Source organism: Paenibacillus puerhi (genome assembly GCF_009846885.1).
Taxonomy (GTDB): Bacteria; Bacillota; Bacilli; order Paenibacillales; family NBRC-103111; genus Paenibacillus_G; species Paenibacillus_G puerhi.
In genome coordinates, this window is the sequence record NZ_WUWM01000008.1 from 164,076 (window position 1) to 184,794 (window position 20,719).

At 56.5% G+C, this 20,719-nt stretch carries 13 protein-coding genes and 1 pseudogene; 8 read left to right on the forward strand and 6 right to left on the reverse strand.

Annotated elements, in window-relative coordinates; translation table 11 throughout:
• The first annotated feature begins 62 nt into the window (after positions 1–62).
• The 3 genes from GSF01_RS09360 to GSF01_RS09370 all read left to right on the forward strand — a co-directional run bounded on the left by GSF01_RS09360 (position 63) and on the right by GSF01_RS09370 (position 8,663).
• Positions 63–1,715, forward strand: coding sequence for an extracellular solute-binding protein (locus tag GSF01_RS09360; RefSeq protein ID WP_159883172.1), 1,653 nt, complete (start codon positions 63–65; stop codon positions 1,713–1,715).
• A gap of 140 nt (positions 1,716–1,855) precedes the next feature.
• Positions 1,856–8,014, forward strand: coding sequence for an OmpL47-type beta-barrel domain-containing protein (locus tag GSF01_RS09365; protein WP_159883175.1), 6,159 nt, complete (start codon positions 1,856–1,858; stop codon positions 8,012–8,014).
• A 220-nt stretch (positions 8,015–8,234) separates the two neighbouring features.
• Entirely contained in the window at positions 8,235–8,663 is a 429-nt protein-coding gene (locus GSF01_RS09370; RefSeq protein WP_159883178.1) for a cell wall hydrolase, read from the forward strand.
• Positions 8,664–8,686: 23 nt separating this feature from the next.
• Here the strand turns inward: GSF01_RS09370 and GSF01_RS09375 are convergent, their stop codons facing one another.
• From GSF01_RS09375 to GSF01_RS09385, 3 genes and pseudogenes are all read right to left on the reverse strand, one after another.
• The gene (locus GSF01_RS09375) at positions 8,687–9,340 is read right to left on the reverse strand and encodes a cell wall hydrolase (protein WP_159883181.1); all 654 of its coding nucleotides are present in this window, start codon (positions 9,338–9,340) and stop codon (positions 8,687–8,689) included.
• Positions 9,341–9,501: 161 nt separating this feature from the next.
• Positions 9,502–11,079, reverse strand: a pseudogene (locus GSF01_RS09380) (catalase).
• A gap of 226 nt (positions 11,080–11,305) precedes the next feature.
• Complete coding sequence (locus GSF01_RS09385; RefSeq protein WP_159883184.1) at positions 11,306–11,494, reverse strand: DUF3973 domain-containing protein; 189 nt, start codon at positions 11,492–11,494, stop codon at positions 11,306–11,308.
• 611 nt (positions 11,495–12,105) lie between these two features.
• On the opposite strand from GSF01_RS09385, the gene fur reads away from it, so the two are divergent.
• Positions 12,106–12,585: a ferric iron uptake transcriptional regulator gene (gene fur, locus GSF01_RS09390; RefSeq protein WP_201305346.1), complete on the forward strand. Its 480-nt coding sequence runs from the start codon at positions 12,106–12,108 to the stop codon at positions 12,583–12,585.
• A gap of 111 nt (positions 12,586–12,696) precedes the next feature.
• Entirely contained in the window at positions 12,697–16,041 is a 3,345-nt protein-coding gene (locus GSF01_RS09395) for a DEAD/DEAH box helicase (RefSeq protein ID WP_159883187.1), read from the forward strand.
• Positions 16,042–16,126: 85 nt separating this feature from the next.
• On the opposite strand, the gene GSF01_RS09400 is transcribed toward GSF01_RS09395, so the two are convergent.
• The gene (locus GSF01_RS09400; RefSeq protein WP_159883189.1) at positions 16,127–16,471 is read right to left on the reverse strand and encodes a hypothetical protein; all 345 of its coding nucleotides are present in this window, start codon (positions 16,469–16,471) and stop codon (positions 16,127–16,129) included.
• 187 nt (positions 16,472–16,658) lie between these two features.
• Here GSF01_RS09400 and GSF01_RS09405 point away from each other — a divergent pair, with 187 nt between their 5' ends.
• Positions 16,659–17,963 carry a S8 family peptidase gene (locus GSF01_RS09405; RefSeq protein ID WP_159883192.1) on the forward strand — a complete coding sequence of 435 codons (1,305 nt, stop codon included), beginning with the start codon at positions 16,659–16,661 and terminating at the stop codon, positions 17,961–17,963.
• A 121-nt stretch (positions 17,964–18,084) separates the two neighbouring features.
• Positions 18,085–18,957: an immunoglobulin-like domain-containing protein gene (locus tag GSF01_RS09410; RefSeq protein ID WP_159883195.1), complete on the forward strand. Its 873-nt coding sequence runs from the start codon at positions 18,085–18,087 to the stop codon at positions 18,955–18,957.
• A 71-nt stretch (positions 18,958–19,028) separates the two neighbouring features.
• On the opposite strand, the gene GSF01_RS09415 is transcribed toward GSF01_RS09410, so the two are convergent.
• Positions 19,029–19,184: a DUF1540 domain-containing protein gene (locus GSF01_RS09415; RefSeq protein ID WP_159883198.1), complete on the reverse strand. Its 156-nt coding sequence runs from the start codon at positions 19,182–19,184 to the stop codon at positions 19,029–19,031.
• Positions 19,185–19,268: 84 nt separating this feature from the next.
• The gene (locus GSF01_RS09420; RefSeq protein WP_159883201.1) at positions 19,269–20,174 is read right to left on the reverse strand and encodes a DMT family transporter; all 906 of its coding nucleotides are present in this window, start codon (positions 20,172–20,174) and stop codon (positions 19,269–19,271) included.
• Positions 20,175–20,376: 202 nt separating this feature from the next.
• On the opposite strand from GSF01_RS09420, the gene GSF01_RS09425 reads away from it, so the two are divergent.
• Positions 20,377–20,688 (forward strand): phasin family protein, encoded by a 312-nt coding sequence (locus GSF01_RS09425; protein ID WP_159883204.1) that lies wholly within the window; start codon positions 20,377–20,379, stop codon positions 20,686–20,688.
• Positions 20,689–20,719 lie beyond the last annotated feature (31 nt).

Below are 20,719 nucleotides of genomic sequence, written 5' to 3' on the forward strand. Positions count from 1 at the left end.
AGCTCATGCTTCGCCCTACTAGGTAGAAGGGCTGGTAATTCGATTATGGGAGGTTCACGACTATGGAACGCAACCGCAAGCTGCCTTATGCTGTTCTGTCCACGCTATTGCTCAGTGCGGTGACAGCTGCCGCCTGCTCGAATGGCGGAGGGAAGGCGGGAGATCCGCAGACGCCGGCGCCGGCGCCCGCTCCCGCTCCAAGCAACACACAGGGGACGGAACCCAAACCAGAGGGGGCTTACGAGATTAAGTGGCTGCGTGCCATCGACGTATCGAAGCCGTATGATCCGGGCAAGGACGTCATCAAGGACGCCGTGGAGAAAGCGCTTAATATTAAGTTTAACGTGGAACTGGTCGACAATCAGCAATATAAGACGAAGCTGAATCTGAAGATGTCCAGCGGCGACGTGCCTGATCTTGTTCGGATCGATGTAGCCGATGATTTTCAGAAATACGCGCCTCAGGGAGCGTTTGTCGATCTGACCACGCTGATCAATGAGAAAGACACGCCGAATCTGATCAAGGAGGTGCCGCCTGCGATTCTGGAGCTGTCCAAGGTAAACGGCAAAATCTATGGAATCCCCTATGCGGGCGGCCCGGGCTCGGGATATAGATGGAACATCGTGATGCGCAGCGATTATTTGCAGGCGGCTGGCCTGCAGCTGCCCAAAACGCTCGACGAGTACTACGCGGCGCTCAAGAAGATTAAGGAGCAGAAGCCGGAGGTCATCCCGCTCGGCGGTTATACCGCCCAGATCGGCGAAACGAAGTATGCGAACAATTCCTTCGATCTGGTATTCGGCGCCTTTGGCGTGACGCCCGGATACTTTACTCAGAAGGACGGCAAGTTCAGCAATTACGATATCGATCCCCGGACCAAGGATGCGCTCGCTTTCCTGCAGAAGATGTACGCCGAAGGGTTGATCGATAAGGAATTCGCCACGATCAAGGAAGAGCAGCTGCGCGATAAGCTTTATGCCGGCAAGCTGTTTTCCTGGATGGGCTGGTGGTCGACAGCGAGCGATTACGATACGCAGATCGAGACGTTCGAAGCGAAGAAATCCGGCAAGCTTGGGAAGGACGATAAGCTGCCCGATCAATCGAATCAGCCTTTCAAATATTTGGCGCTAACCGACGCTCTGACCGGCAAGGATGGCACTTATGTGGCTCCGCAGGGCGCTCCTTTCTCGCAGGTGTTCGCGATCAGCGCGAAAACGAAAGACCCCAAACGGCTGCTGTCCATCATCGATAAAGGACTGACAGCTGACAATCAACAGCTGAGCATCTGGGGAATCGAGAATGTAGACTTTGCCATCGAGAATGGAAAGCTGAAGCAGAAGGTCGATCATATCGACCCGAAAACACAAGTGGATAAAGACGGGAACTTCCGGGGGATGCAGGGCTATACCTGGGCGCCTGGCCTGAACGGCTGGCCGCGTTACCTGGAGGCGACTCCGCTTCGCAGGGAGCAGGCGCTCGGCATCGCCATTCAGAACAAATATCAAATTCAGGATGCTTCCAACTACTTGACCTCCCCGACGAAGATCGCCAAGCTGAAGGAGCTGAATACGCTTAGGGATTCCTACTTTACCCAGATCATCATGGGCGGAGATTTGAAGAAATTCGACGAGTTTGCAGCCAAGTGGAAGTCTCAGGGAGGCGACCAGATTCTGAAGGAGCTGGAGGAATCCTATAAGCAGAAGCTTGGGAAATAAACGCCAGCCAAACGCATAGTGAGCCTGTCGCCGCCATCTGAAGCAAACGGATGGCGGCGCTCGTGGCCTAAGGAAGGGCCCGGGCAGACGGTCCGGGACGGGTTTGAACATGGAGTACACTCCGGAAAGGGAGGGATATCATGTACAGACGGACATTGCGAAGAAAGGGGCAGCAAAAAATCTGCTTGTTGATGATTGCCTGTTTGCTGGGCGTTTTGCTGCCTGTACCTGCGGCGGCGGCGACTCCGGCTCCAGTAGAGAATATACGGTTCCACGAGAATTTTGAAAGCGCATCCAACCAGTGGGACGGGTTCGCCTGGACGAAGGAGAGCGATACCGGGTCCAGCTCGACCGTCGGCTCTCTGACTTCCACGAACGGGCAATATCCGACGGTCCGAGCGAGGCCCGGGGCTTGGACCGGGTATGAGACGAGCAATGCGGACTATACGTACACGTTCCGGGCGAAGGCAGAAGAGGCCGCTTCGGGAGAGCCGAAATTTGTCCGGACGCTGTTCCGCTACAAGACGACAGGAGGCGGCGCCCCTGACTATTATTACTTTGAGCTGAGGCCGGGCATCAAGACCGTCTATTTCGGTAAATATGCCGGGGGCGTCGATATCCGGTTGTCGGGCCCCTATCCGATATCCGGCAAAGTAAGCGGGTTTCAAGAGCAAGCCTGGTATGATTATACGGTCAGCGTACAAGGCGATCGGTTCAGGCTCTCGATCGGTGACGTGCTGATTGCCGAAGCGTCGGACAGCTCGCATGCGAGAGGGACGATCGGCTTTGCCGCCAAAAATGCGACGATCCGCGTAGACGATATCCGCGTCATCGCTCCTCAGGAGCCTGCAGGCGTTCCGCAAATTGTCCATACTCCTCCGGGTCACGTGCGTGCGGGCGAGCCTGTGACAGTGACGGCCTCCATCTACGAGCCGGGTACGGTTCCGTCAGCCGTATACGGTACGACGCCGGTGGCGGCCCAGGTGTATTTTGCATACGGGCAAAATGCGGCTTATCAAGCTGTGACGATGCAAGGGACGGGGAATTCCCTCTATACGGCGACTATACCGGCCGCGGCTTCCGGGCCTTTGCGTTATTACATCCGGGCCGTTGGCAGCAGCGGGGGGATTGCGATAAGTCCCGGCACCGGAGCATACGAGGTCCCCATGACGCCTGCCCGTCTTGTGATCGGGCATACTCCTCTCGCCAATGTGCCCTATAATGCCGATGGTGCGGGGGGATTCACCGTGAGCGGTCTGACAGCTGGAGCAACGGTGTCGGCAGCCGTCTATTACCGCTATGGCGAGGAGGCGGCATTTGCATTCGTGGAGGCGGTCCAGGAGGGAAACGGCTTCAGCTTCAAAATTCCCGGGACGAACCAGCATGATTCCGTTCATTATTACCTGGAAGCCCGAAGCTCGGACGGGGCCGCTGGAAGATCGCCTGAGACGGGCGAGCATACGTATGCGATTCGCCCGTTTGTCCGGTATTTCACGGATTTCCAGCAGGACGCGGTAGGAAGCATGCCGGTCAACTGGGCCAAACGGGGCAATCAGACCAACGTCGGCGTATATGAGGAAGGGAACGGAAACAAGGTGCTGCGCTTCGCCAATACGAAGGACGGGGATACCGCTTCAGCCAAGTTCGTCCATTCCTTATATCAAAACCTCGACCATGTCAAAGTGACATTCCGGGCGAAATACGTGAACCGCAACACGAACCCGAGCACCCTTTACAATTTGTGGCGGCTGCGTTACCGGGCCTCCGACACTCAGCTATACAATACGATGGAATGGTCGACCCACAATACCAAATATATCATGTTTCGGCGAACGCCCCAGGGCGGCTATACGAATGGCAACTACTACCGGTCAGCCCCCGATGAATGGCATACGTACCAGATCGAGGCATCCGGTATCCATCATCGACTTCTAATCGACGGCGAGCAGGTGATCGAATTTGATGACTTTGCTGTGGATGCCCCAAGGAAAGGCTTCCTGCAATTCGATACGGTTAACGGGATGGAGCTGCTGATCGACGATCTGGAGATCTCCCCGCTGCCGCCTCCGTTCACGTTCTACGCTCAGCCGGCGGATGATTATGCCGGCATCTATGAGTACGGCGACCCGCTGGGGCTGGATGTGACGCTGGGCTCCGGTCCCAAGGCGCAGAGCTTCAAGGTCAGCTACACGATGTCCCGGGCCGATGGGGACCGCTCCGAGGTCGCGTCGGGTAGCACGACTATCCGGCTGCAGGCCAATGAAGTGTTGACGGAGACCATCCGCTTCGAACCGGGACCGCAGCCTCTCGGCACGTACGATATCCGTGTGGAGCTGGAAGTGGACGGCATCCAGGCGCCGGAGAAAACGAGAGTCATGCGGGTAGCGGTAGTTCGCCGGACTGCCGTTACCGGTCCGCTTGACCTGGATCATGCAACCAAGTTCGGCTTCAACACAGGCTACGACCCGACCTGGCATCCAGACATGCTGGACAGCGTCTCGGCGATGGGCGTCCGCCATGCGCGCCAAGAATTCGACTGGGCGGCAGTCGACCGCAATAACGGCAGGTACGATTTCTCGGCCTATGATGAGATCGTGGCAAATATGGGCTCGCGCGGCATAGCCGTTACGCCGATCATGGGCATTGCGACCAACGGGGCATACGACAGCTCGGGAGTGGCGGATACGCCTGCAGCGCTGGAGGCGCTGGGCGCATTTACCCGGGCCATGGTCGGGCACTATAAAGGTTCCATTCGCCGGTGGGAGATGCCCAACGAGCCGGAGCTGGCCTTCCGGCCTTATATTCCGCAAGAGCTGGTGCAGGTTCAGAAAACCTTCTATCGGAATATGAAGAAGGCCGATCTGGACGCCGTTCTGATGGCCGGCGATCATACGTCAGGGGTGGTCGGGGTTCTGCCCGCGGAGCTCGAGCTGGGCTCTTACTCTTATGCCGATGCTTTCTCTTATCATCGGTACACGTACGGCGTCATGCCCGACGGCTTTATCCAGCAGCAAACCGGCAGCGTCCAGCAGCTGATCGACGAGCTCGGCGGGTGGAAGGATCTGTACATTACGGAGTCAGGCTGGCCGACGGCGCTCTCTGGTTATCCGAACGTCTCCCAGGAAGCGCAGCGGGATTATGCGGTGCGCGGATATTTAATCGATATGATATCCGACCGGACGGCGGCGCTGTATCATTTTACGTGGAAAAATGCAGGCTTCGATGATAATTTCTACAATACCAGCTTCGGGGTGACGGACGGCAATGGCCGTCCCAAGCTGGCTTACGCGGCATTAAACACGTTGATGACGACACTGGACCGGGGACGATATGCAGGCAGACTGGATACCGGTGATCCGAGCATCGAGGCTCATATGTTCTTGAATAAAGGAGACCCGGTCCTCGCATTATGGAAAAAAGTCAATTACGGCACCGAGCCCGTGGAGCAAGCGCCGGTATCGACCGTGACCCTGGCGGCGTACGGACCGGAACCCGTGCTGACGAGGACGGACGTCAATGGGCAGGAAAGCGCATTGACGGCAGAAGGGGGCGTTTACACGCTGACGGTTGGCGGATCGCCCGTATACTTGACGGGACTGCGTCCCCAGACGCTGTACGAGTCGGCCCGGGCGCTGCTGGAAGCGCGGCTGCCGGATATCATAGCGAAGCTCCAGGCTGCAGCCGAGGGCGTCGACGGAGCCTCTGCCGCAGCGGAGATCGCCGAAGCGGGCCGGATTCACGGCCTGATCGAGCAGGCGCTGCAAAGTACGGATCCGTCAGCTCGGGCATCGGGCATCGAGCAGGCGATCCGGGATGTGTACGCCTTGATGGGCTCGGCGGCCGATCGTGCCGGCAGCGGCTCGCTGGATCGCATCCGCGTCTATGTGGCGCTGGAGGCGCTTTATGACTATGCCGAACGGGCCGCGATGTCTTTGGCGGCGGCAAGGCAGGAGCTGGGAGTCGCCGGCGTGGCGCTGGACTATGCGGCTGCACTCGGTTCTGAAGGAACGAGTGACAGCGGGACCGCGCGGTATGCCTATGAGCGGAAGATCGGCGAGCATGGACTGATGCCCGTATCGACCTCCGCCATGATGCGGGCGAACCGCTATGGCCGACTGGCCGAGCAGGCCAAGTCAGAGGGTGATGAAGCGCTCAGCTATGCATATAACTTGCTGGCCCGGGAATTTGCCGGAGCCGTCCGGCATATGGTCGCCTCCGAGCCGGTGATCTCGACGGAAGTGACGATGTCCGCCGAACGGGTGTACGGCGATATCGAAGCCGGTGACGACCGTTCGGTCAGCCTCGCCTTGACCAACCGGACATCCGCGTCCAAGACGGCGGTTCTTAAACTGATCGTTCCCGAGGGCTGGGAGAGCGCGCAGACGGGGGAGCAAGTGGTGTCCATCCCGATCACGGGAGGCGGCAGCGCGGTTCATACCTTCTCCGTCAAAGCGCCGGTCGATGCCGTTAAGGGCATCTATCATGCGACCGTCATCCTGGAGCTGGACGGAAAGCAATCCGATCTGATCCAGATCCGGATGAATCTGATCGATGCGATCGGCACGAAAATCATGCCGGTAACCGTTCCGGTCCAGCAGCTGCAGGAGGTAACCGTCAGGCTGACCGGCACGTCGCGCGCCGCCAAGTCCGGACGGGTTCTGCTCAAAGGGCCTGACGGAGAGCTGCTTGAGCCAGTGCTTCCGGGGGGAGATGCGTTCGAGATTATGCCCGGACAGACGATCGACGTGAAGTTTCGCTGGACGGACCGGACGGATCGTCCGTACCGGGAGTATGTATGCGAACTGGCCGTCATCGATACGGTGGATGCCAGGCTTATGTTCAGCGATGCTGAGGCTTCTCTGGATTTCCTGCTTGTTCAGAAGGCCGGTACGGCCCCTGTCATCGATGGCGACTTAAGCGATTGGGCGGATGCCTTCCCGATTCATCTGCGGGGCGCGGAACGCAATGCGACCGGATTGTACGATAAGGAAGATCTGGATGCGACGGCTTATCTCAAATGGAATGAACAGAATCTGTATCTGGCGGTCAAGGTGAGGGACGATATCCATAAGGCCTCCGAACCGCCCTCCGGCATATGGAAAAACGATTCGATTCAAGTAGCCATAGACCCTTTGAATGATAAAGGGGGCAGCTATCGTTCGGACGATGTGGACTTTGGTCTTGCCCTGAACGACTTCGGCGAGCATCTCGGTTATGTATTTGCCGCCTCGCCGCCTAATCAGACCGGAGATATTTCGTCTGCGATTCCTTTTCATATCCAGCGCAATGACCAGACGCATGAAACGGTGTATGAGGTACAACTGCCGGGGAATTCCATCGTCAAGGATCTTCAGTCGCGGCTGTCGCTAGGGCAGTGGATCGGGTTCAATGTCGTCGTAGGAGACGCCGATTTCCAGGAAGGCCGTCAGAACTATGTAGGCTGGACCAAGGGAATTGCCGACAGCAAAAATCCCGGCTTGTACGATAGCTTCCTTCTTACGGACGCTCCGTTCACTCTTCCTGAGCGGGATACGCTTCCTCCCCATTCGGAAGCCTCGATTGTAGGGGAAAGCGCGGGGGGATGGTATACCTCTGACGCGATCGTCACGCTGACGGCGCAGGACGCAGGCTCGGGAGTGAGCGCTCTGCGTTACAAAGTGAACGAAGGTCAGGGCTGGAGCGTGTACGAAGCTCCGATCCGAGTGGCCGCGGAGGGCGTCCACCGTATCGCTTACTTCGCCGAGGACAATGCCGGCAACCGGGAAGAAGTGAAGGAGGTCGAGGTCAGGATCGACCGGACTGGTCCTGTAGTGGGCTCGCTGGCGCGGACGGCCTACCGGCAAGCTGAAGTCATCGAGCTCGCGGCAACCGCAGAAGACTCGCTAAGCGGCATGGCTTCGCTCGAGCTGCGTCTCGGAGGCGCGCTTCTGACGGCTCCAGCCGTCATCCCAGCGGCCACGTTGAGTCCCGGCCCGCACTCTCTTCTCGTGACGGCCCGCGACAAGGCGGGTCACGTCAGCAGCCGTTCCTTCCAGCTGGAGGTGGGGGTTGCGCTAAGCGAGCTCGATGATATTATCGAGCTGGGCCGGGCAGACGGACGCATCGCGAACCAGGGGGTCGCGGCCAGTCTGCTTGTCAAGGCCCGGCTGGCAGCCAGCCTTCCTGCGGGCTCATGGCTGCAGGCGCTTCTGCTGCAGGCGATGAGGCTGGAGATCAAGGCGCAAGCGGGGCGGAAAATTGCCGCGCCGTTCGCTCAGCTGCTGCTGCAGGATCTTGCGTACTTGCAGAATCAGCGATGATAGCTTGCTCGGATAGCAGGCGTATCGTGATGGGCTGACACGAACCGACGGTTCGGTCAGCCTTTTTTTTTAGCCTGAAGCCTTTAACGGGTTCCAGCACATGCAACCTTGCAAGACTGAGAATTTTTGCTTAAATCTACATTAGCGGCGGAATCAACCGGGCAGCAGCCGCATACTCTACACTAGTCATAAAGCGATATGTCAAGGAGAGGTGAGACGGATGGCTGTCGTAAAAGCCAGAGAGCAGGATATTGACCTGCTCGCCAGGCTGCTCCGCGCCGAAGCGGAAGGGGAAGGGGAGCAGGGCATGCTGATGGTCGGCAATGTCGGGATCAATCGGATCAGGGCGAACTGCTCGGATTTCAAAGGAATCCGCACGATCGACCAGATGGTCTTTCAGCCGCATGCCTTCGAAGCGGTACAGCACGGCTATTTCTACCAAAAGTCCAGAGACAGGGATAAGCGGCTGGCAAGAAGGTCCGTGAACGGAGAACGATTGTGGCCCGCCCAGTTCAGCCTCTGGTACTTCAGGCCGGAGGGCGACTGTCCTCCGACTTGGTATAACCAGCCGCTGGTGGCCCGGTTCAAAAAACATTGCTTCTACCAGCCGACAGGCGAAGAATGCGAGAACATTTACAACACGTATTAGCTATTCATCTATAAAACGGACGATCAGATCGCAAAGATATGCCGGCCGATCGTGATGGTCGGGGTGCGAGACCAGATCCATTTGCTGGTTGCGGTAGCCGGATTAAAGTAATACAGGGCGTCCTTGGTAGGATCCCAGCCCTTAACAGCTTCAAGAGCTGCCAGATAGGCGGTGCGATCGGGGATCATCCCGTACTGTCCATCATCCACCGCTGTGAAAGCTCCAGGCTGAAACACGACATCCGAGATCGTATTCGGGAAGGAATCCGACTGCAGCCGGTTCATGACGACCGCTCCGACTGCGACTTGACCGATGAAGGGCTCGCCTCTGGCTTCTCCATAAATAACTTTTGCCAGGACATCCAATTCCTTTTGGTTGACCGAGAAGCGCTTCAGCTGTCTCCAGGTCTGCTCTCCGACAATACCGTCACTCGCGAGCCCGTAATCGGACTGAAACTGCTTGACAGCCGTATCCGTCTGCGTGCCATATTTGCCATCCAAAAGCTGTGTATAGTAGCCTAGCGTCCGCAATCTGAACTGCAGATCCCACACATCGGGATGCGCGCTGCCCTTCGTGAGGGTAGCGGGAGACTGGGCTTGACTGACCGGCAAGCCGCTGAGCAGGAATAGAACTATCGAGATGAGGACTGCAAACATGCTGCGTTGTCTCAAGATCATCAGCTCCTTTCAAGGACTTAATTATAAGGAGCAGGACCGATTAATCAACCTGCAATAATTGGATTTGACCGAGCAAATAGGCGAAAAAGCTGACGCGAACCTCGAGTTCGGTCAGCTTTTTACTATCTGGAAAAGCAGGTCAAGCGGTATGCCGAGTCTGCTTAGTATCCGTCGCTCTGTTGTCCGGACTGTTCCGCGCGGACAGCCCCTTCCTGCAGGGCGGCTGAGCCGATATGACCGGTCGGGCCTTGAGTCGCGAGAGCCTGGGCCAAGCCTTCGGCCACGCGTCGTCCGTATTCGGGATCGGCCTGGGAGAAGTACCCGATCATGCGCTCGCTAATATCGGGCTTGCATATTTTTAAGACATCCACCAGGTTGCGGACAAGCTCATCCTGCTCCTCTGGACTGAATTTGCGGTACGTATCGCCAGCCTGCCCGAAATCATTGGTCCGCTCCAGCTTCTGGCGTACGAGACGATCGTTGTAGTGGGGCTCATGCTCTTTGCCGATGGGACTGGCTTCGACCAAGCCTCCAAGCGAAGCGGGCTCATAGTCGACATGAGGGCTTTGCTCGGGAGCGCGGTCGACGAAAAATGTCATCTGACCATCACGCTGGTTCGTGGCTACCCTCGTCTTGGGCGCATTGATCGGCAGCTGCAGGTAATTGGATCCGACCCGGTAACGCTGCGTATCCGAGTAAGAGAACGTACGCCCCTGCAGCAGCTTATCATCGGAGAAGTCAAGACCGTCCACCAGCACGCCGGTGCCGAAGGCAGCCTGTTCGACCTCGGCAAAATAGTTTTCCGGATTTTTGTTCAGTACCATTCGGCCGACCGGCAGGAACGGAAATTTCTCGTGGTCCCACAGCTTGGTCGGATCGAGCGGATCGAAGTCCAGCTCGGGATGCTCTTCGTCGCTTAGGATCTGTACGCAGAGCTCCCACTCGGGAAAGTCGCCTTTTTCGATGGCTTCGTACAGATCCTGGGTAGCGTGACTCGTATTCTTCGCCTGGATCTCGTCGGCTTCCGACTGGGTCAGATTGCGGATGCCTTGCTTCGGCTCCCAGTGATATTTCACGAGCACGGCCTCGCCCTCGCTATTCACCCATTTGTACGTGTTGACGCCCGAGCCCTGCATCTGGCGATAGTTAGCCGGAATTCCCCATGGCGAGAACAGAAAGGTAACCATATGCGTCGCTTCGGGGGAGAGCGAAAGAAAATCGAACATGCGCTCCGGATTTTGCAGATTATTGACAGGATCGGGCCGGAAGGAATGCACCATATCCGGAAATTTCAGCGGATCGCGGATGAAGAAAATTTTCAGGTTATTGCCGACCAGATCCCAGTTGCCCTCCTCCGTATAGAATTTGGTAGCGAAGCCCCTCGGATCGCGAAACGTTTCAGGCGAATGGCCGCCGTGCACCACCGTAGAGAAGCGGACGAACACGGGGGTGCGTTTCCCCTTCTCCTGGAACAGTTTGGCTCGGGTGTATCGGGATACGGGTTCTTGCCCGGCCGTACCGTAGGCTTCGAAATACCCGTGCGCCCCGGCCCCGCGTGCATGTACGACGCGTTCGGGAATACGCTCGCGGTCGAAGTGAGAAATTTTCTCGAGGTAATGTTAGTTCTCCAAGGTCGAAGGACCTCTATCGCCGATCGTACGGATGTTCTGATTATCGGATATCGGGTGTCCTTGACGGTCCGTTAAGGTAAGGTTGTCCGGCTGCTGCTTATTTTCCATAATCGTCCTCCAGATTCAAATTCTCTCCTATCCTGCTTCGGGATAAAGAAAAATATACCAGGATGAATATAACCCGAATGTGGAGGGTTCTTCAGATGCTTCGGGGAAGGAGAAGGACAGGCGGGTGAACGTCGAACAAGCCTGACGGGAAGTCAGGCTTGTTCGGAGGCGGGCTTGCGCCGCATCTTCGTTCTATAAGGGTTCCGCAGACAGCTCATGGAGGCCGTTACGCGCTGCGGGTAGCTATTTGTTCTTGTTCGTCCATCCAATCGACGGCCGGAAGCTCAGTCAGCGGAGAGCAGACGCCGGCGTTATACAGGACCTGATCAATATAACGAAAGCCCGAGCTGTATATCGTCTCAACGGATGAATAGTCAGCGGGATGCAGGCGTTGGCAGCAGAGGCAGTAGTACATAGTTCGACTCCCTTCAACAAGTTCTGACTCCTATTAAACTATTCGCGGCAGATTGAAACAGCTCTTGTCGGAATATGACTGACGAAAAGAAGAAAAACGAAAAAGGACGAACACAGGTGTCGTCCCTTGGGGGAATTTGGAGGATAAAAGCAGGTCAGCCAAACATCTCAATGATGCTTTGTACAAGAAGGACCGGCAGGGTCGCGAAGCCAAACAATCCGAATAGCATGCCCTTCAACACCGACTTGATGTTGTCCATAAGGCTCATCATCTCCTGACGGTTGGTTTGTTTGTCTAATATGTGAACAGTGTAATGAAAATTCGAAATAATGTCAATACTAAACATTTTAATACTAAACAATAAAATAGCTGCATGACAGATTGGATAAGATTATGGTAAAATAATTAAACATCGAAACGCCTATGTCGTTTAGTACCGAAAACGAGCGAATAGTACCTAGCATATAGCAGTGGTCTCCTAGGGAGCCGACTGCTTTTACCATATGAGCATAGATACTGCTGCCCGCTACCAAGGCGCTGACCGAGGGCTGCTGACACAAGCATCTTAACGGGTAGCGTGCTTTCGGGCAAAGAAGTGGAGGTGTCCTTTGATGATGAGCATCGTGGACGAAATTGATAAGCTAAAGCAGCAGCTGATGCTGAAGGGGCACAAGCTTACTCCGCAGCGGGAGGTCACGCTGCGCGTGCTGCTTGAGAATGAAAAGGATCACTTGAGCGCTGAAGATGTGTTCATGCTGGTCAAGGAACGATTTCCCGAGATCGGGCTCGCTACCGTATACCGGACGCTGGAGCTTCTGGCTGAGCTTCATATCGTCGAAAAGATGAATTTCGGCGACGGGGTATCCCGATTCGACCTTCGCAGCGAGGATCATGAGCATATGCATCACCACTTGATCTGTCATGTATGCGGAGCTTTGAATGAAATCAAGGATGATTGGCTGCTTGAGCTTGAACAGCGGCTTCAGCGTGAGTACGGCTTTCAGGTAACGGATCACCGGCTTGATTTTATTGGCATCTACCATTCCTGTAAGAGCGGGGACTGCAAGAAAGCATGCAAAGCCGTATCCTGACTTGACCCATACGGATAGACAGTCCCCATAACGTCTTGCCGGCAGCGGCGCTATGAAGCCAGCTGCGGCAAGACGTTTTTTGCTGCTTTTACAAGGGAAGGAGACCGGATCATGAGCTTTCAATTGACCGATCGAATGATTAAACAGCTGTGCGGCAAACTCTCTTATCAGCGGGGAGAAGCTTTTTTTCGCCAAGGCCGGGTGACGCTCCGCGAACGCGATTCGGAGGAGCCGCTCTACGAGGCCGCTGTGCGGGACCATGATCATCACCAAGTATCCGTCGAGATCGATCGCAACGGGGATGTGCATGCGGGCTGCTCCTGTCCCGAATTTGCGAATTACGAAGATTATTGCAAGCATGTTGCAGCAGTTCTGCTGCACATCGTACACATCGAGCAAAAAGACAGGCTGCCGGACCGCCCTTCATCCCATGACAGACTGTCCCCGGTCGCCGGAGACAGCCGGAAGGCGTCAGAACCATCCGGAGTCAGTGGCTCGCTTCAAGGAATCCATACCGCGCAGGCCGATCCGCAGCTGGCCCAGACGGTGCTCGAGGTATTCGCAGGGAAGCCGTCGTTGCCCAGCAGCTTTCGTGCGCTTATAGATATACGGACAGTTCTGGAGGCGGAGTTCACCCTCAGTCCGTTTCCTACCGGTAAAGGCACGTATATGTTCGGTTTGGAGCTGAAGCTAGGTCCTCCAAAGCGATTGTATGTCGTTACCCGAATCCGAGAGCTGCTGGAGAAGATCAGCCGGCAGGAAGTTCATGCACTCTCCAGACATTTTACCTATGATCCCCGCATGCACAGCTTCGGTGCGGAGGACGACTCCATTATACAAGAATTGATCCGGGTTCTGCGCAACGAGCAGCTCTACCGGGAAACGATAAGCCTGTATCCTTCCTTCGACAGAGGTAAGAGCGGCGAGCGGATGCTGCTGATCCCTCCGGCTTGCTGGGCGGCCTTGCTGCCCCTGCTGGAGCGGGCGAGGTCGGTTAAGCTGGACCATGAAGGCCGAATAGCCGAAGGCATACGGGCCTCCAGCGACCCGCTTCCTCTTGCCTTCGAATTCGACGAGGCGGAGCCGGGAGCACAGGCAGACGGCTATCGGTTAACCGTTCGCGGCTTGGATAAGATGACCGTCATGGAAGCATACGGAATCGTATGCGCAGAGGGCAAGCTTCTGAGGCTGGCGGATGAGGGATGCAGACGGCTGGCCGAGCTAAAGTCGGTCCTTCAGTCCTCCCCGGATAACAGGATTCCGATACCTGCGGGGCAGATGGAGGGCTTCATGGAGAAGGTTGTTCCTGGCCTGATGAAGCTTGGCAGCGTACGGGTCGCACAGGCCATCTCCGACCGGGTGCTGCAGACGGAGCTGAAGGCGAGGCTCTACCTGGACCGAGTGAAGGATAGGCTGCTCGCAGGTCTGGAGTTTCAGTACGGGGATATTGTGATCAACCCGCTGGAAGGAAGCGGCGGCATGCGCGGCTCCGACCGCATCCTGATGCGGGACGGGGAGCGGGAGCGGCGGATTCTAGAGCTGATGGAGGAAGCGCCGTTCTCGAAAACGGAGAGCGGGTATATGCTGGATGATGAAGAGGCGGAGTATCAGTTTTTGTATCATGTTCTGCCCCATCTGGAGAAGCTGGTCCAGGTATACGCCACCTCGGCGGTGAAGGTCAGGATTCTGCCCGCTCCGGCGCCTCCCCGCATCCGGGTGAATATCGGCGATCGGATCGACTGGCTGGAATGCCGATTCGATATGGAAGGAATACCGGACTCGGCGATCCGCGAGCTGCTGCTGTCGCTTGAGGAGAAACGCCGCTATTACCGCCTTCCGAATGGAGCGTTAATGCCGCTGGAAGCGGAGGAGTTCCAGGAGATCGTCCGCTTCATGAACGAGATGGGAGTCCGGAAGGACGATATAACCGGCGACACGTTCCGTCTGCCTGCCGTCCGCGGCCTACAGCTGCTCGACGCCGGAGAGCCGGGACAAGCGATTAGTCTGGGCAAAACATTACGCAAGCTCCTGGAGCATATCCGGAACCCGGATCATCTGGATTTCCCGGTGCCTGACAGCTTGAGCGGTGTGCTGCGCGACTATCAGATCTACGGATACCAATGGATGAAGACGCTGGCGCATTACCGGTTCGGCGGAATTCTGGCGGACGATATGGGCCTGGGAAAGACGCTGCAGAGCATCGCATTCCTCGTCTCCGAGCTGCCGGATATCCGGCGGCAGGGAGCTCCGGCGATCGTCGTATCGCCGGCCTCGCTCGTCTACAACTGGCTCAGCGAGCTGACGCGGTTCGCCCCGGAGATCAGGGCCGTCGTTGCCGACGGCAGCCCGGATGAACGAAGCGCATTTCTGGCTGGAACCGTTCAGGCCGATGTGATCATCACGTCTTACCCGCTATTGCGCAGGGATGTGAGCCAGTATGCGGAGCGAGCGTACCATACCTTGATTTTAGACGAGGCGCAGTTCTTTAAGAATGATGCCACACAGACAGCTCAGGCGGTCAAGGCTATAAAGGCCCAGTATCGCTTTGCGCTCACCGGGACACCCGTCGAGAATGGCCTGGACGAGCTGTGGTCGATCTTTGATGCGGTGTTCCCAGCTTTATTCCCGAGCAAGAGGGCTTTCCACGAGCTGCCGCGGGAGACGGTCGCCCGACGTGTTCGTCCCTTTGTCCTGCGGCGGCTGAAAACCGATGTCCTGAAGGAGCTTCCGGAGAAAATCGAGTCGGTGCAAGCTGCTGAGCTGCTCCCGGAGCAGAAGAAGCTGTACAAGGCCTATTTGGCCCGGCTTCAAAAAGAGGCGATAAAGGATCTGAACAAGGACGGCTTCCAGAAAAGCCGCATCAAGATCCTGGCCGGTCTGACCCGGCTTCGGCAGCTGTGCTGCCATCCGGCCTTGTTCGTTGAAGGGTATCGAGGAAGCTCCGCCAAGTTCGAGCAGCTCCTGGTCATCATGGAGGAGTGCCGGCGTGCCGGAAAGCGAATGCTCCTTTTTTCCCAGTTCACGGAGATGCTGGGTCTGATAAGGCGGGAGCTGGGCGTTCAGGGGATACCGTTTTTTTATTTGGACGGTTCCACACCGGCTTCCGACCGCGTAGAGCTGTGCAGCCGGTTCAATGCAGGGGAGCGCGATGTGTTCCTGATTTCCTTGAAGGCGGGGGGGACGGGCTTGAATCTGACCGGAGCGGATACGGTCGTCCTCTACGATCTCTGGTGGAATCCTGCGGTCGAGCAGCAAGCGGCCGACCGTGCGCACCGCATGGGTCAGAGCAAGGTCGTACAGGTCATCCGGCTGGTAACACGGGGGACCGTCGAGGAGAAGATGTATGAGCTTCAGCAGCGGAAGAAAAATTTGATCGACGAAGTGATCCGACCGGGGCAGGAGGCCATGTCCGCCTTGTCCGAGCAGGAGCTGCGGGAAATATTGATGATGGATTGAATGACTATTACTAGAGCTCCAAGCGAAAAAGGTGTCCACCAAGAAGATGGGGGACACCTTTTTTCAACCGGCTAACGAGCCTTCCTTACACGATCCGTACAACAACTACCTCTAGGTCGGCAGGTACGGACTTGGGAGTGCCGGATACCAGATCGCCGTCGGCATTGCGAACTCTCAGGGTATAGGAGAAGTTTGTCGGAGCGACGAGGTTGGTGAATCGGGCCACGCCAAATTCGTCGAAGTTGGCCGTTTGCGTCGTTCCTCCCGTTCTCGTCATGACGGCTGTCCAGCCTGTCGTGTCGCGGGGGATGCCCGCGCTGTTCGTGACTACGACGTGAAAGCGATCGAATACTTGTCTAACTCTTCTTCTGCTTCTGGCAGCCGCTTTAGGTTTGCGGACTAAAGAAGCTCTTTTGGGGATAATCGGCATTTTGTCACCACCTTTGCTCGAAGGATAGGATATTACATGCGGTTCAGTCGAGCTTTGAAACATCTCTAGCCTATCAAACTATAAAAAGGCATCTATCATCCGGCATCTGAACCGCTAGCTGATAGCCTCTCTTCAACTTTCCTGGCATGGTGCATATACTGCACAAGAAAGAGGTGAGCGTCCCCCTATGAATGTGCAGGCTGGCCATCCATCTTCAGTCCGGAAGCTGAACGCTTCCTTGAAAAAGCGGCTCGGGCATCCGTCGTTCCACGCCAGGAAACGGGTTCCCGTCATTATCCGGTTTCATCGGCGTATCGAGAAGAAGAGACTTCGCGCGCTGCACGAGTACGTATTCCCCCACAAGATCGCCGTCAGGCACCGGCTTCATCTGCTCCAGGCTGTGTCAGCCCGCGTCTCCCGCGCTTGTCTCCGTCGGATATGCGGCTGCCGCGAAGTGCGGAGGGTATACCTGGACGGGGTCAAAAAAACGTCTTTATCCGTAGCGACCCCTGCTATCGGGGCGGCAGCGGTACGCAGCAGGCTGGGTCTGACAGGGAAGGGAATTCGCATCGCGATTCTCGACACAGGCGTATTCCCGCATCCGGATCTGACGCGCCCTGTCAATCGCATCGTTGCCTTCAAGGATTTCGTCCGCAACAAGAAACGGCCCTATGACGATAACGGTCACGGGACCCATGTTGCCGGTGATGCGGCGGGCAACGGACAGGCGAGCAGAGGAACATACAGAGGTCCGGCTCCGGAGGTCGGGATTGTCGCTGTTAAGGTATTGGGCAAGACAGGTACAGGGAATGACTCCACGATTATCAAGGGCATCGAGTGGTGCGTCCGGAACCGGAAGCGTCTTGGACTGCGCATCCTTACTTTATCCTTGGGCGGGCGCGCTTCTAGCCGCTGGCAGGACGATCCGCTGTGCCTAAGCGTAGAGAACGCGGTCAAGGCGGGCCTCGTCGTATCGGTTGCTGCCGGTAACAGCGGGCCTCGAAAGAAAACCATCGAGTCGCCGGGTATTACTCCGTCGGCGTTAACGATAGGGGCTGCCGATGATCGGCGAACCGTAACCCAGAAGGATGATGTGATCGCCTGGTATTCGAGCCGCGGGCCTACTGGCTCCGGGGCAAAGAAGCCTGATCTCGCGGCTCCCGGCGAAACGATCACCTCGCTTCGTGCGCCCGGCTCGGCACTGGATAAGCAATATCCTCATCTGCGAGTGGGCAAAGCTTACTTTACTCTGTCGGGCACGAGCATGTCGGCGCCTCTTGCCGCAGGCGCCGCGGCCCAGCTGCTGCAAAGAAAGCCGACCCTTTCACCCGACCAGGTCAAGAGGCTGCTCAAGCGCGAGGCGTTTCGGATAAAGGAAGGCGCCAATGCGGCGGGGAGCGGAGAAATCAATCTTAGGTTTCTGATCCCGTCTAAGAAGCCCGCACGTCGTCGAGCCGTGGGCCGGCGAGGCCGCTCCTACCGCAAGCGCTAGCAGGCTTGAAACATGCGCGCTCCTCGCTCCATAGAAAGGCGACCGGAAAAATATACCGATTGATGAAACATATTTCCGACTCCGGCAGTTAATAAGATATAGGGCTGCAGGAGGGGATGAGATGACGGTGACTAAGTATAGTATAGGTAGAAAGCACATGGCTCTGGCAGCGGTCCTGCTGCTCGCTTCCGGCTGCGAAGGGACGCATGCCGTCCCGCCGGAAGCAGGATATCAGGCCCCGGCTTCGATGGGCCGCCTCGTCCCTGCCGAGACCGGGCCGGATACGCGTCCCCATCAGACCGGGGAATTTGAGCCTCCTTCGGGGGTTTGGTTTAACGGACAAGGGATCGCAACGGCGATTGCCGCGGGTTCCAAGATGCCTGGAGAGGAGGTCTCTATCCAGATTGAGGCAATCAAGCCTGAGCAAGCGAAAGCATGGGCCAAGCGCTCCATCCGTTACAAGCTGACCGAACGGGACCCGGACGGCCGTTACTTGCGGACGGTCGACGAGAAAGTCGGTTCGGTCGTCGCAAATGAGCGCATTTCCTCTTATCAGGTCAAACTGCCGGACAAGGCTGACACGTATTACTGGCTGACTGCGGAGGTTATGTATCAAGGGAAAGTAGAGGACACCTTGCTGTCCCGCCTCGAGGTGCCGCTTCAGGAGGCTGAGGCGGAGCTAAAGCTGGACCAGTCTGTCTACGAGAGGAGCGGGACCATGAAGGTGACCTTGACTAATCGGGGGCCAACGTCTCTGTTCTTCGGCGAGGACTATCGCTTCGAGCGTCAGGAAGGAGGGGACTGGGTTCGGGTCGGGACAGGCCTCACCGTAGCTATCGTGTCCATAGGCCACCGGATGCCGCCCGGCGGACAATGGGAGCAGACGATCAACTTCAAGGAGCTGGCGCCCGGCTTATACCGTGTCGGCAAAGAAGTAGAAGGAGTCGGGACTCCGCTCCGCTTCAGCGCCTACGCAGAGTTCCGTATCGAGTAGCCGTCGAACAACCGATGGCCGAATGGGGAAAAAGGGGCCCTTACGGCCCTTTTCCCATCTTCGATGCTGTCTTACACGCGCGGCTCAAACGTTTTGCAGTCGGTTTCTTCGGAATTCCGTGCGTTGCTGCCATGGTGACTGACTACGTAAATCGAGGAAGCGCTGCATTTATTTCCTGCCGCCCAGTATTTACAGGAGTTTACTTCACAGAGAACATCTTTTGCCATGATCGGTTCACCTCCTTTTGGTATAAGGATGGACGAAACCGATATCGCTTTATACCTGCTTAGGCCCTGAGGAGCTCGGGATAACTAGCCGCGAGCCGGCCCGTCTTCCGTCTGCGCAGGCCTTGACCTGGCGTTGACCAGTACGATGCTTGCGATAATTAGGACAAGCCCTGCCACCAGATTCAAGGTGATCTTCTCGCCCAGAAAGGCGACACTGCAGCTAATGGCAACGAGCGGGATCAGGAAGGTATAGGCCCCGACCTTACTCGCTTCACCTGATCCGACAAGCTTGAAGTATACGATCCAGCCGGCAGCTATGACGAATACGGATATAAACAATAAATTATAAACAAACGAAGGCTCCCACCGGATATCCGACCAGCGTTCCCATATGAAGCCTGAGGCCATAAGCATCAAGCCGCCAAGAAAGATTTGCAGGGCAACGACCCACACCATATCGACCTTATCGGAACATTTTTTCATATATACCGTGCCTAAGGCCCAGCTCCCTGCGCTCCCGAGAGCGAGCAGTATTCCCGTGAGCGAGATATGACCGGCGAATCCGCCTGCGCTTATCGTTCCGACACCCACGAAGCCGAGGATTAACCCCGTCAGCTTCCGTGCGGACATGGATTCTCCTAGCCAAAGCCAGGAGAAAATGCCGATCAGGACGGGCTGTAGGAACACTATAGAAGAGAAAAGCCCTGCGGGCAGGTAGTTCAAACCGATCGTTTGCAAACCGTAATACAAGATGATGTTCAGCAGGGAAGATATCAAATAAATCGGCCAGGTGGCACGAAGACGAAGCTTTCGGTAGCCGGGCAAGGCAAGCAGCAGGAGGATCAACCCCCCAATGCAGGTCCGCAAGCCTGCAAACAGCAGGGGAGGCGTATAACTAAGGGCATACTTGGTTAGAGGCCAGTTGATTCCCCATACGAGGATAAGAAAGGCCAGATAGAGGGCTGACCTGGTGCGAGACAGAGAAGACACGTTCATTCACTCCTTGATGCGGGATGTCTACCATCATACCTTACTTGCCTTATGAAATAAAAGAAGGGTTTCTCACAAGGCAGCTGTTAGAAATGTCGGATTATTTTCACAATTCAAGTATTCACGATAGGCTAAGGTGGTAATATAAGTAAAGGCATAGTCTGGATGTTAACTTCTATATTGAAAAGGAGCCGTGAAAAGGATGAGGGATTTATTCAATCGGGCTATATCGCTGGGCTTCGGGCTGGCGGCGGAAAGCAAGGAACAGATCGAGAAAGCGGTAGAGGAATTGGTTAAAAAAGGCGAGGTTAGCCGGAAGGAATCCTCGGAGATGGTGGATGAGCTCGTCCGAAAGGGCGAAGAGGCCAGGAGTAAAATGGAGACGGTTATCAGTGAGCGTGTAAAGGCTGTAATCGGCGAGAAAAAATGGGCGACGAAAGAGGAGGTAGCTCTGCTCGAGAAGCGCATTGAGAAATTAGAGCAGCTGCTGGAGGGCCGAAGCGATCTCAACTAACTGAAGACAGCGGAGCGGAGGAGGAACGACG

What these genes read in the sequence shown, in the direction of transcription:
- GSF01_RS09360 (WP_159883172.1), top strand. Translation starts at nt 63, where the DNA reads ATGGAACGCAACCGCAAGCTGCCTTATGCTGTTCTGTCCACGCTATTG.
- GSF01_RS09365 (WP_159883175.1), top strand. Translation starts at nt 1,856, where the DNA reads ATGTACAGACGGACATTGCGAAGAAAGGGGCAGCAAAAAATCTGCTTG.
- GSF01_RS09370 (WP_159883178.1), top strand. Translation starts at nt 8,235, where the DNA reads ATGGCTGTCGTAAAAGCCAGAGAGCAGGATATTGACCTGCTCGCCAGG.
- GSF01_RS09375 (WP_159883181.1), bottom strand. Translation starts at nt 9,340, where the DNA reads ATGATCTTGAGACAACGCAGCATGTTTGCAGTCCTCATCTCGATAGTT.
- GSF01_RS09385 (WP_159883184.1), bottom strand. Translation starts at nt 11,494, where the DNA reads ATGTACTACTGCCTCTGCTGCCAACGCCTGCATCCCGCTGACTATTCA.
- fur (WP_201305346.1), top strand. Translation starts at nt 12,106, where the DNA reads ATGATGAGCATCGTGGACGAAATTGATAAGCTAAAGCAGCAGCTGATG.
- GSF01_RS09395 (WP_159883187.1), top strand. Translation starts at nt 12,697, where the DNA reads ATGAGCTTTCAATTGACCGATCGAATGATTAAACAGCTGTGCGGCAAA.
- GSF01_RS09400 (WP_159883189.1), bottom strand. Translation starts at nt 16,471, where the DNA reads ATGCCGATTATCCCCAAAAGAGCTTCTTTAGTCCGCAAACCTAAAGCG.
- GSF01_RS09405 (WP_159883192.1), top strand. Translation starts at nt 16,659, where the DNA reads ATGAATGTGCAGGCTGGCCATCCATCTTCAGTCCGGAAGCTGAACGCT.
- GSF01_RS09410 (WP_159883195.1), top strand. Translation starts at nt 18,085, where the DNA reads ATGACGGTGACTAAGTATAGTATAGGTAGAAAGCACATGGCTCTGGCA.
- GSF01_RS09415 (WP_159883198.1), bottom strand. Translation starts at nt 19,184, where the DNA reads ATGGCAAAAGATGTTCTCTGTGAAGTAAACTCCTGTAAATACTGGGCG.
- GSF01_RS09425 (WP_159883204.1), top strand. Translation starts at nt 20,377, where the DNA reads ATGAGGGATTTATTCAATCGGGCTATATCGCTGGGCTTCGGGCTGGCG.